This is a genomic window from Rathayibacter sp. AY1F6, from assembly GCF_002932035.1.
GTDB lineage: Bacteria > Actinomycetota > Actinomycetes > Actinomycetales > Microbacteriaceae > Rathayibacter.
On the sequence record NZ_PSVD01000026.1, the window covers coordinates 24,397 to 35,187 of the forward strand.

Here is a 10,791-nt window from a genome sequence, read left to right on the forward strand (position 1 = left end):
GAAGTCGATCGCCTTCACCCTGCTGATGTCGGTCTTCATCCTCTACAGCCTCGTGCCGCTGGCCTGGCTGGTCATCAACGCGACGAAGACGCAGGCCGGCCTGCTCTCGAGCTTCGGCCTCTGGTTCGACGGCGACTTCGTCTTCTTCCAGAACATCGCCGACACCCTCAGCTACCGCGACGGGATCTTCCTCCGCTGGCTCGGCAACACCCTGCTCTACGTCGTCGTCGGCGCCGGAGGGGCGACGCTCCTGGCCACGCTCGCCGGCTACGGCCTCGCGAAGTTCCGCTTCACGGGCCGAAAGGCGGTCTTCGCCGTGGTGCTCGGAGCGATCGCGGTGCCCGGCACGGCCCTCGCCGTCCCGACGTTCCTCATGTTCAGCCAGCTCGGCCTGACCAACACCCCGTGGGCGATCATCATCCCCTCGCTGATCAGCCCGTTCGGCCTGTACCTGGTGTGGGTCTACGCGGTGGAGTCGGTGCCCACCGAGCTGCTCGAAGCGGCGCGGATGGACGGGGCGGGCGAGTTCCGCACCTTCTTCACCATCTCCATCCGCCTCCTCGCCCCCGGCATCGTGACCGTGCTGCTGTTCTCGGTCGTCGCGACCTGGAACAACTACTTCCTCCCGCTGATCATGCTGAGCGACCCCACCTGGTACCCGCTCACCGTCGGCCTCAACCAGTGGAACGCGCAGGCCACCGGCGTCAGCGCGCAGCCGATCTACAACCTCGTGATCACGGGCTCGCTCCTCACGATCATCCCCATCGTCGTCGCCTTCCTCGGACTCCAGCGCTTCTGGCAGTCCGGTCTGAGCGCCGGCAGCGTCAAGGGCTGAGCCCTCCCCCTACCCATCCCCCGGCCGGAGCGTCCTGCCCCGTCCACAGCACCCGCAGCACGAAGAAGTGAAGGGAAACACCACCATGAAGATCGCCCGTTCCGCCCTCAGGCGGACCCTGACCGTCGCGGCCGTCGCGGCCCTGGCCGCCGGCTCCCTCGCGGCCTGCTCGTCCACCTCCGGTGGCGGCACGACCACGAGCGCCGGCTCCGCCGCCGACCTCGACTCCGCCCTCGAGGCCGGTGGCAAGATCACGTACTGGAGCTGGACCCCCAGCGCCGAGGCGCAGGTCGCCGCGTTCGAGAAGGCCTACCCCAAGGTCGACGTCGAGCTCGTCAACGCCGGCACCAACAAGGACGAGTACACCAAGCTCGAGAACGCGATCAAGGCCGGCTCGGGCGCCCCCGACGTCGTCCAGATCGAGTACTACGCCATGCCGCAGTTCGCGCTGTCGGACTCGCTCCTCGACCTGTCGCAGTACGGCATGGGCGACCTCGAGGACAAGTACTCCGCCTCCACCTGGGGCAGCGTCAACATCGACGGCAAGCTCGTCGGACTCCCGCAGGACTCGGGCCCCATGGCGCTGTTCTACAACAAGACCGTCTTCGACCAGTACGGCATCGCCGTCCCCGCCACCTGGGACGAGTACGTCGCCGCGGCCGAGAAGCTGCACACCGCCGACCCGTCGAAGTACATCACCGCCGACACCGGCGACGCCGGCTTCGCGACCAGCATGATCTGGCAGGCGGGCGGCGAGCCGTTCACCACCGACGGCACGGACGTGAAGATCGACCTCGCCGACGAGGGCACCGCCAAGTGGACCGGCGTCTGGAACCAGCTGGTCGAGAAGAAGCTGCTCTCGGACACCCCCGCCTGGGGCGACGAGTGGTACAAGGGCCTCGCCGACGGCTCCATCGCCTCGCTGGTGACCGGCGCCTGGATGCCCGGCGTGCTGGAGTCCAGCGTCCCCGACGCCTCCGGCGACTGGGCCGTCGCGCCGATCCCGACCTACGACGGCACCGCCGTCAGCGCCGAGAACGGCGGTGGCGGCCAGTCCGTCACCAAGCAGAGCGAGAACCCGGCGCTGGCCGCCGCGTTCCTGCGCTGGCTGAACAGCGACCAGGCCTCGGTCGACGTCTTCCTGCAGAGCGGCGGATTCCCGTCGACCACGGCCGACCTCGACAGCTCGGACTTCACCGGTCAGGAGTCGGAGTACTTCGGCGGCCAGAAGATCAACGAGGTGCTGACCCAGGCCTCGAAGGACGTCCGCTCCGGCTGGTCGTACCTGCCCTACCAGGTCTACGCGAACAGCGTCTTCGGCGACACCGTCGGCCAGGCGTACGCCAACGGCACCAGCCTCGACCAGGGCCTCGCCGACTGGCAGAGCAAGCTCGTCCAGTACGGCAACGCGCAGGGCTTCACCGTCTCGGAGTAGCACCACTGCTCGACGCGGGGCCGGCCGGATCGCTCCGGTCGGCCCTGCGTCGTTCTCACGCTCGGACACACCGGGCACCGATCCTGAGGGGGATCCAGATGACCACCGCTCCCGAGAGCCGCTTCGCCATCGGCACCGTCGACTTCGAGCTCGACGGCCGCCCGCACCGCATCCTGTCGGGGGCGCTGCACTACTTCCGCATCCACCCGGACCTCTGGGCCGACCGGATCCGCAAGGCCCGCCTGATGGGCCTGAACACCATCGAGACCTACGTCGCCTGGAACGCGCACGAGCCGCGCCGCGGCGAGTGGCGCGAGGACGCCGGGCTCGACCTGGGCCGCTTCCTCGACCTGATCGCCGCCGAGGGCATGCACGCGATCGTGCGCCCCGGCCCCTACATCTGCGCGGAGTGGGACAACGGCGCCCTCCCGGCCTGGCTCTTCCGCGACCCCGAGGTGGGCGTGCGCCGCTCGGAGCCGAACTACCTCGCCGCGGTCAGCGACTACCTGCGCCGCGTGTACTCGATCGTGGCCCCGCGCCAGATCGACGACGGCGGGCCCGTGGTCCTCGTGCAGATCGAGAACGAGTACGGCGCGTACGGCTCCGACAAGGAGTACCTGGCCGAGCTCGTGCGGGTGACCCGCGACTCCGGCATCACGGTGCCGCTGACCACCATCGACCAGCCCACTCCGCAGATGCTCGCCGACGGCAGCCTGCCGGGCCTGCACCTCACCGGCTCGTTCGGCTCGCGGACCACGGAGCGCCTCGCGACGCTGCGCGAGTTCCAGCCCACCGGGCCGCTGATGTGCATGGAGTTCTGGTGCGGCTGGTTCGACGACTGGGGCACCCAGCACCACACGACGGACGCCGACGCCTCCGCCCAGGAGCTCGACACGCTGCTCGGGGCCGGGGGCTCGGTCAACATCTACATGTTCCACGGCGGCACCAACTTCGGCCTGACCAGCGGCGCGAACGACAAGGGCCGCTACGCCGCGATCACGACGAGCTACGACTACGACGCCCCGCTCGACGAGGGCGGCGACCCGACCGCGAAGTTCTGGGCGTTCCGCGACGTCATCGCGCGCTACGCGCCGGTGCCGGAGGAGGTGCCCGCGGTGCGCCCGCCGGCCCCCGCCCTGACCGCTCCGCTCGTCCCCGGCCCGGCGCTCCTCGGCCTCGGCCAGGCGTTCGGACCGGCCGCGCACCTCGACGCGATGGCCAGCTTCGACGACCTCGGCCACGACGACGGCTTCGTGCTCTTCACGACGACGCTCGACGGCTCCTCCGCTCCGGCCCGCCTCGTGGTGGGCGAGGAGGTGCGCGACCGCGCCTGGGTGCTGCTGGACGGCGTGCCGGTGGGCGTGCTGGCGCGCGACCACCACGAGCGGGCGCTGACTCTGCCGAGCGGACGCGGCGAGCTCGCGATCCTGGTCGAGAACCAGGGCCGGGTGAACTACGGCACGCGCATCGGCGAGCACAAGGGCCTGATCGGAGGCGTGACGCTCGACGGCGCCCCGCTGACCGGCTGGGCGGCGCGTGCCCTCGCGCTGGAGTGCCTCCCCGACCTGGCCGTCGCGGCGCCGGCGTTCTCGGCCGGACCGCAGCTCGCCTCCGGCTCGTTCGACCTCGACGAGCAGGCCGACCTGTACGTGGACACGCTGCACTGGGGCAAGGGACTGGTCTGGGTGAACGGCTTCCTCCTCGGACGCTACTGGCGCCGCGGACCGCAGCGGACGCTGATCGTCCCCTCGCCGGTCACCCGCACCGGCCGCAACCGCGTCGTGGTGCTGGAGCTGGAGGGCATCGCCGAGCCGGAGATCCGCCTGCTCGCGGGAGCCGAGCTCGGGCACACCGAGATCTGAGCTGCGGAGCGGAGGCGGCGGGAACGGCCGTCGGAGGCGCGGGTTCGGGGTTCCGGGCTCCGTTGTGCGGGTGGGGCCGGGCCGACCCCGATCCGCACGCGCTGCCGGACCGCCTCCGGTCTGCGGGTGCCACCGGGCCGCCTCCGTCCTGCGGGCGGCGCCGAGCCGCCTCCGGGACGCGGGGCTCTGCTAGCCTCAGGCGCCCCGGTGCGGCGCCGGCGGGCGAAGGGGGAGACATGATGTCCAAGACACTGCTGCGCACGACTCTGATGGGAGGCGTGCTGCTGCTCGCCCTCTCGGGCTGCGCGGGGACCGCGACGAGCGGATCGACCCTCCGCCCGTTCACTCCGACGCTCCCCTCGTCGTCGGCCGCCCCGTCCGCCACCGCGACGGCCGCCGCCCCGACCGCCGACACCGCTCAGAAGACCGGCGAGCAGGTGGCCGCCGTGCTGACCGGCGTGCAGTTCGTGCCCGGCGAGTACGCGAGCATCCAGGAGATGCTCGACTCGATCTACCCCGGCCTCACCGCGACCGACGCCAGCTGCCTCTCGCCGTTCGGCCTGGGCTGGGACACCGCGCAGCCCGCCGCCGGACTCTCGTACGGCACCAGCGCCGACCGCTCCATGACCGCTGTCGTGTCGAGCACCGGCACCGCCGACGCGGCCGCCTCGCTCCTCGCGAGCGCCACCGACGCGACCACGCGCTGCGCCTCCGGCTCGACGCTCTTCGCCATGCAGGGCGTGCCGGTCGAGACGACCGTCGAGCGCACCGAGCAGACGCTGACCGGCGCCGACGAGACGCTCGGCTGGAAGGTGTCCGGAGCCGTGGGCGGCAAGCCGTTCTCGCTCGTGGGCATCACCGCGCGCGTCGGCGGCGACGCGGTCGCGCTCGTGGGCTGGGACCCGACGACGAACACCTCGTACGTCCCGCGCGCGACGCAGCTCGTCGTCGACGGACTGTAGGGCGCTGGGCGCTGGGCGCTCTGAGCTCTGGCTCTGAGCTCTGAGTCCTGCGCTCGACCGTCCTCCCCTCCGCGAGAGTCCAGGAGTCGTCGCACTCGACGCTGAGTGCGACAACTCTTGAACAGTGGGCGCGGATCGAGCGCCGGCGCGGAGCGAGCACCGGGCGCCGGGCACCTCCCGAGCTTCGGGCAGCCCGCACACGGCGCGGGAGCGCGCCTCAGGCCAGCCAGGAGAGGGTGCCGCCGTGGGCGGCCGCGCTCGCGAGCGGGACGCCGTCGGCGGCGAGCAGGAACGGCGTCGGCTCGGGAGCCGTGCGGTCCCCGCGCGCGGCGACGAGGTGCGGGAGCAGCGCCTCCGCCTCGAGCGTCACCAGGCTCGCGCCGCGATCGGCGACCGTCGCCAGGACGCTCTCGCGCGCGGGCCACGGCAGGTAGACCAGGGTCCCGAGCGAGACGACGACCGTCCGCAGACCCGGCGGCACCGCGTCGAGCAGGGCGGGCAGCTCGGCGGCCGCATCGCCCGCGACGATCGTCGGCGGGTCGTCCTGCAGAGTCTCCACGGCCGAGCGGAGCCGCGCGGTCCGCTCCGGGCGGTCGGGCGGGAGCAGTGCCTCCAACCAGGCGACGTCCTCGGGCGAGCGGACGTCGAGCGGCGCCAGGTCGAGCCCCCGGCGCCACGCGACGACCGGCAGCCGCGCCGGCGCCGCGCCTCCGCTCACCGCGCACCGCAGCAGAGGCGCGCCCGACCCGAGCCTCGTTTCGCCGTCGCTCGCCGTGAAGGCGTAGGAGTACCGCTCCGGCGCCAGGCAGAGCCCCGCGGAGGCGCCGATCTCGACGAGCGCCACCGGCTCACCGGGTTCCGTGATCCGCTCCAGCGCTGCGACCAGGGGCGCGCACCGCAGCGCCTCGTTGGTCTGCGTCCTCCGCTCCGCCGCCACCGGCGCCACCCGCGCCCACTCGCTCCGGAGCCACGCGGCGAATCCGGCGCCGTCGACGTCGGGCACGCCGAGCAGCCGCGCGACCGAGAAGAGCAGGGACGGCTGCCGGTGCTGCGCGGGCAGCTCGTCGATCAGGGCGAGGAGGCGCGCATCCTCCGCGACGGCGAGCGCCCACTCGACCTGCCGATGGGAGGTCTGCGCGAGCTCGACGGCGGCGCGGCGGAAGCGGTCGGCGGAGGAGGGCATGCCTCCATCCTGAGGGAGCGGCGCCACGGTGCCTGCAGCCGGGCGGAGGACCTGCGCGCCGGGCGACGGCCCCGCCCCCGCGGATGTCGGTGGTCGCCGGTAGAACGGACTCATGTCCGACACCGCTCCGAGCCCCGCGTCCGCGCAGGTCCGCGAGCGGCGCCTGCTCGACATCCGGCGGATCTACGCCGAGCCGGCCGCGCTCGAGCTGCCCCGTGGGCAGGAGGTCCTGGCGCGGTGGCCGGGCGCCGAGATCGTGCCCGTCGAGTCGCACTGGCTGATCCCGGAGGTGCACGGCGACGAGGCGAACGTCGCGCGCTGGGTGCGCATCAAGACGGAGGCGCTCGTGCTCGGGGTGAAGAAGTCGCTCGTCACGCGCCCGAACGGCCGCTCGGCCGACTTCATCGCCCCCTCCACCGCCAACGGCTGCGCCATGGCGTGCGTGTACTGCTACGTGCCGCGGAGGAAGGGCTACAGCAACCCGATCACGCTCTTCACGAACATCGAGCAGATCCAGCGCCACCTCGCCCGGCACATCGCCAAGCAGGGCCCCAAGGCCGAGGCGAACCAGTGCGACCCGGAGGCATGGGTCTACGACATCGGCGAGAACAGCGACTGCTCCGTCGACGCGCTGCTCAGCGAGAACGTCCGCGACCTCTGCGAGCTGTTCCGGATGTCGCCCACCGCCAAGGCGTCCTTCGCGACCAAGTACGTCAACCGCGAGCTCCTCGAGTGGGACCCGCTCGGGCGCACCCGCATCCGGTTCTCGCTGATGCCCGCCGAGACGGCGAAGGTCACCGACATCCGCACCTCGCCGATGGCCGAGCGGATCGCGGCGATCAACGACTTCGTCGACGCCGGCTACGAGGTGCACGTCAACTTCTCGCCCGTGATCCTCACCGAGACCTGGCAGCAGGACTGGACCGAGCTCTTCGACCAGCTCGACGCCGCCCTCCACCCGCGGGCGAAGGCGCAGCTCGCGGCCGAGGTGATCCTCCTCACCCACAACGAGGGCCTGCACGAGGTGAACCTCGGCTGGCACCCCAAGGCGGAGTCGCTGCTCTGGCAGCCTGGCCGCCAGGAGCAGAAGGTCTCCGAGAACGGCGCCGTCAACATCCGCTACCGACGCGACCTCAAGCGCGCCAGCCTCGACCGCTTCCGCGCCCTCCTCGCCGAGCGCCTCCCCTACTGCCGCGTCCGCTACGCCTTCTGAGCGTCGGCGCGACGATTCGCGCAGGAGCGCACCCTCCTCCTCCCGCACACGCCGAGACACCGCCGCGGAGACGGCGTCTCGCGCACGAGCGCGGCGTCTCGACGGAGCCGCACGCCCTGTCCAGTGAGCGCACTGTCACGCCTCCTCCCGCTCCACACGCCCACACCGCCGCCGAGACGGCGTCTCGCGCACGAGCGCGTGTCTCGACGCAGCCGCACCGCCCACCCGAGGCACCCGCAACTGAGCCCCGGAGTCACCCGGCTGGGAGTCCGCCCGGCGGCCGGGGCCACTGCTTCGCATTCCGGATAGCGGCACGTGCCCTCCGAACGAGGGGCGTACTTTCGGAGAACAGCCGGAGGGACGGCCCGACCGCCCGACTCCACGGGCCTGCAGAGCAGGCGTCAGCGGGGATCGACGGCTCGGCGCGACGGCATCCGGGCTCGACATCCCGGAGCACGGCACCCCCGGATCGACACTCCGGACACTCGACTCGGCGGCACAGCACACCCCGGGTCCTGCTCCCCACGAACACCCCCACCATCTCGCACTCCCCCTCCCGGCGGCACTCGCCGGGGCACCTCACCGTCGCGGCCGGCACCCGCGACACAGCACAGAACGGCGGCACGCACCATGGGCGCTCTCCTCTACGGCACTCCCCCCACCTCGCACGAGATCGACGACCGCGCGCTCGCGCACCTCCAGATCGTCATGATCAACAAGTTCCGTCGCGACGAGGCGTTCGCCTTCCAGCTCGACGCCTCGAGCGCGCACGGCACCGGACGCCAGACGCTCTGGCTGCACCCGACCATCCCTCTCCAGTTCTCGTTCCACGGAAGCCGCATGCCGGCGATCAACGCCACCTGGGTGCGCGCACTGATGGAGGAGGCCAACAGCGGCCGGGGCCTGCGGATCGTCACCGAGCCGGCGCAGCAGCCCGAGTCCTCCGGGCTCACGCACGCTGCCTGAGCGCGCCGTGTCCAGGCGCGACGACGACGAGCCGATGGAGGTCACCGACTTCGTCGAGCTCGCCGGTGCAGTGCACGACGACGCAGGCTTCGAGTGCTCCTCCACTGTCGACGGCGTGACGGGCGCGCTCTGCGTGCTGCCCGACTCCCTGGTGCTGCGGAGCGCCGGCACCGGCGACTCGACCCGCGTCGGCACCCGCGACATCCGCTCCTGGCGGGCCACTCCGGCCGGCGCCACCTTCTCGCTCGCCGTGGAAGCCGGAGCGCGGCACACCGTGGTGCTGCTCACGCAGTTCCAGGCGGCGACCGTCCAGGCCATGACCCGCGCCGCCGGACCCGCGACTGGTTTATCCGCTTAACGAATTCCCCGTTCGGGGCACGCGGTGAGGAGCGCTCCTCGTGCGACCCTGATCGGGATGAACGAGAAGGACGAGGTCATGCGCTCCGACATCGGCGGGCGTGACATCGAGCAGGCGCGGGACCTCTTCGAGCAGTCGTACAACGGGCACCGCTTCGTCGTCGAGCCCGGCGAGGACTTCTCGTACCGCTACACCTCCGTCGGCGACGGCGACGTGACGCTCCGCGGCAGCCAGTTCGCCGGCTCCGTGCAGGGCTCGATCCAGACCGAGGGCGAGTACGTCGTCTCGTGGCTGACCGCCGGCGCGGGCGTCACCGATCTCGACGGCGACGCGGTGACCCTCGGATTCGGGCAGCCGGCGATCTTCGTCAACGACCGTCCCAGCCGGTTCGAGTTCCACGACTACCGCCAGAACCTCATCCACTTCGACGGCGCGTACCTCGAGGGCATCGCGGAGGAGGTCGAGGGCACCCGCGGCCCCCTCCTCTTCGACACCACCGCACGACCCGAGGGCGCGGCGCTGCGGCGCTGGTCGGCGACCGTCGCGACGGTCGCCCGGGTGATCTACGACGCCGACAGCTCGCCGCTGCTGCGCCGCGAGGCCGACCGCGCGGTCGCCGTCGCCCTGCTCGAGACCTTCCCGCACTCGACGCTGGACACTCCCGGCGACCTCGGAGTACCCCGCTCGGGGCGCCTCCGCCAGGCTATCGAGTACATGTACGAGCACGCCCACGAGCCGCTCCGGACCGAGCAGATCGCCGACGCGGCGGGCATGGGCCTGCGGACGCTGCAGACCGAGTTCCGGCGCGAGTTCGGCTTCACCGCGGTCGACTACCTGCGGCGGATCCGGCTGGACGGCGTGCAGAAGGAGCTGCGGGCGGGCGAGTCCGGAGTCGTCAGCGTCAGCGAGGTCGCACGGCGCTGGGGCTTCGCGCACCTCGGCCGGTTCTCGGCCTCGTACGCCCACCGCTTCGGCGAGCGCCCCAGCACCACGCTCGACACCTGAGGCGTCAGAGGTAGTCGGTCCCGCCGTCGTCCTCGCTGTCGTCGCCCTCGCCGCGCGGCTGCACGGTCGGCCGCGCGGGCTGGAGCCGTCGGGTCTTCTCGCGCATCGACTCCACCGCCTCCGGGTCGTCGAGGTCGACGCCGCGGTCGAGCGCCGGGCTGGTGAAGAGCTGGCTGGCCGGCCCGACCAGGAGACGGGTCTCGCCGCGCATCCCCTCGTCCGAGAGCGACGGCACCACGACCAGGTCCGACTTCCCCACGTTCGCCAGCGCCTGCGCGTACTCGACGACCGCCGAGCACACCTCGTCGCCCAGCAGCACGAATCCGCTCGCGTAGTACAGCTTCTGCATCTCGCCCTCCCCTGGATCCCGGACCGCCCCTCCGGTCGGCCCGTCCCCGACGCTAGGACGGCGCCGACCGGGTGCCCCACCCCTTGACGGGGGTGGGGCGGAGGGGTCAGAGTCCGCGCGGAGGGACCAGAGTCCGCGCGGAGGGGTCAGAGTCCGCGCGGAGCGGGCAGTCGCAGCGCGGTCGCGAGCGCCTCGACGACGCGGGTCGCGCGCACGTCGCCGACCCCCTCCATCCGGTTGGTGAGGAACGCGAAGCCGACTCCCGCGTCCGGGTCGGCGAAGGCGACCTGTCCGCCCGCGCCGTCGTGCCCGAAGCCGCTCGGCGTAAGGCGGCCTACCAGGCGGTCGCGGAGGCGGGGCTCTCGATCCCGGGCGATGTCGCCGTGGTGTCGTTCGACGACGACGAGCTGGCCGCCTACCTCCGCCCCGGGCTGACGACCGTGGCGCTGCCGCACGAGGAGATGGGCCGCCGGGCGGTCGAGCTGCTGCTGAGCGGCGCTCCGGGAGAGCGGGTGCTGGTGCCGATGCCGCTGGTGGAGCGGGCGTCGACGCGGGCGGCACCGGAGTCGCCTGGGGTCCGACCGGAGGGATCCGCTCAGCCGGCTGAGCGGATCCCTCCGGTC

General features: G+C 72.3%; 11 protein-coding genes. 9 read left to right on the forward strand and 2 right to left on the reverse strand.

The window, feature by feature from the left end; translation table 11 throughout:
- Positions 1 to 25: 25 nt before the first annotated feature.
- The 4 genes from C5C44_RS15035 to C5C44_RS15050 all read left to right on the forward strand — a co-directional run bounded on the left by C5C44_RS15035 (position 26) and on the right by C5C44_RS15050 (position 5,094).
- On the forward strand, positions 26 to 835 hold the full coding sequence (locus C5C44_RS15035; RefSeq protein ID WP_258062773.1) for a carbohydrate ABC transporter permease: 810 nt from the start codon (positions 26 to 28) through the stop codon (positions 833 to 835).
- 85 nt (positions 836 to 920) lie between these two features.
- Positions 921 to 2,270 carry a sugar ABC transporter substrate-binding protein gene (locus tag C5C44_RS15040; protein WP_104223423.1) on the forward strand — a complete coding sequence of 450 codons (1,350 nt, stop codon included), beginning with the start codon at positions 921 to 923 and terminating at the stop codon, positions 2,268 to 2,270.
- 98 nt (positions 2,271 to 2,368) lie between these two features.
- Positions 2,369 to 4,132, forward strand: a complete 1,764-nt coding sequence (locus tag C5C44_RS15045; protein ID WP_104336125.1) for a beta-galactosidase family protein — start codon at positions 2,369 to 2,371, stop codon at positions 4,130 to 4,132.
- A 236-nt stretch (positions 4,133 to 4,368) separates the two neighbouring features.
- Complete coding sequence (locus tag C5C44_RS15050; protein ID WP_104263590.1) at positions 4,369 to 5,094, forward strand: hypothetical protein; 726 nt, start codon at positions 4,369 to 4,371, stop codon at positions 5,092 to 5,094.
- Between the two features lie 217 nt (positions 5,095 to 5,311).
- Here C5C44_RS15050 and C5C44_RS15055 read toward each other — a convergent pair whose 3' ends face one another.
- Positions 5,312 to 6,277 carry a DUF2332 family protein gene (locus C5C44_RS15055; RefSeq protein WP_181132867.1) on the reverse strand — a complete coding sequence of 322 codons (966 nt, stop codon included), beginning with the start codon at positions 6,275 to 6,277 and terminating at the stop codon, positions 5,312 to 5,314.
- A 112-nt stretch (positions 6,278 to 6,389) separates the two neighbouring features.
- Between C5C44_RS15055 and C5C44_RS15060 the strand changes: the two genes are divergently transcribed.
- The 4 genes from C5C44_RS15060 to C5C44_RS15075 all read left to right on the forward strand — a co-directional run bounded on the left by C5C44_RS15060 (position 6,390) and on the right by C5C44_RS15075 (position 9,819).
- Entirely contained in the window at positions 6,390 to 7,490 is a 1,101-nt protein-coding gene (locus tag C5C44_RS15060; protein WP_104336127.1) for a spore photoproduct lyase family protein, read from the forward strand.
- A gap of 630 nt (positions 7,491 to 8,120) precedes the next feature.
- Entirely contained in the window at positions 8,121 to 8,456 is a 336-nt protein-coding gene (locus C5C44_RS15065) for an ATP-dependent DNA ligase (protein WP_104223411.1), read from the forward strand.
- 7 nt (positions 8,457 to 8,463) lie between these two features.
- Positions 8,464 to 8,814 carry a hypothetical protein gene (locus tag C5C44_RS15070; RefSeq protein WP_104223412.1) on the forward strand — a complete coding sequence of 117 codons (351 nt, stop codon included), beginning with the start codon at positions 8,464 to 8,466 and terminating at the stop codon, positions 8,812 to 8,814.
- Positions 8,815 to 8,871: 57 nt separating this feature from the next.
- Entirely contained in the window at positions 8,872 to 9,819 is a 948-nt protein-coding gene (locus C5C44_RS15075) for an AraC family transcriptional regulator (RefSeq protein WP_104336128.1), read from the forward strand.
- A 4-nt stretch (positions 9,820 to 9,823) separates the two neighbouring features.
- On the opposite strand, the gene C5C44_RS15080 is transcribed toward C5C44_RS15075, so the two are convergent.
- Positions 9,824 to 10,168, reverse strand: coding sequence for a hypothetical protein (locus tag C5C44_RS15080; protein ID WP_104258084.1), 345 nt, complete (start codon positions 10,166 to 10,168; stop codon positions 9,824 to 9,826).
- Positions 10,169 to 10,260: 92 nt separating this feature from the next.
- Here C5C44_RS15080 and C5C44_RS15085 point away from each other — a divergent pair.
- Positions 10,261 to 10,791 (forward strand): substrate-binding domain-containing protein (locus tag C5C44_RS15085; RefSeq protein ID WP_258066770.1); only part of this gene is annotated, 531 nt, incomplete at its 3' end.

Excerpts from the sequence above, each read along its gene's own strand:
- C5C44_RS15075 (WP_104336128.1), top strand. The coding sequence starts at position 8,872 with ATGAACGAGAAGGACGAGGTCATGCGCTCCGACATCGGCGGGCGTGAC.
- C5C44_RS15065 (WP_104223411.1), top strand. The coding sequence starts at position 8,121 with ATGGGCGCTCTCCTCTACGGCACTCCCCCCACCTCGCACGAGATCGAC.
- C5C44_RS15055 (WP_181132867.1), bottom strand. The coding sequence starts at position 6,277 with ATGCCCTCCTCCGCCGACCGCTTCCGCCGCGCCGCCGTCGAGCTCGCG.
- C5C44_RS15060 (WP_104336127.1), top strand. The coding sequence starts at position 6,390 with ATGTCCGACACCGCTCCGAGCCCCGCGTCCGCGCAGGTCCGCGAGCGG.
- C5C44_RS15080 (WP_104258084.1), bottom strand. The coding sequence starts at position 10,168 with ATGCAGAAGCTGTACTACGCGAGCGGATTCGTGCTGCTGGGCGACGAG.
- C5C44_RS15045 (WP_104336125.1), top strand. The coding sequence starts at position 2,369 with ATGACCACCGCTCCCGAGAGCCGCTTCGCCATCGGCACCGTCGACTTC.
- C5C44_RS15035 (WP_258062773.1), top strand. The coding sequence starts at position 26 with ATGTCGGTCTTCATCCTCTACAGCCTCGTGCCGCTGGCCTGGCTGGTC.
- C5C44_RS15050 (WP_104263590.1), top strand. The coding sequence starts at position 4,369 with ATGATGTCCAAGACACTGCTGCGCACGACTCTGATGGGAGGCGTGCTG.
- C5C44_RS15040 (WP_104223423.1), top strand. The coding sequence starts at position 921 with ATGAAGATCGCCCGTTCCGCCCTCAGGCGGACCCTGACCGTCGCGGCC.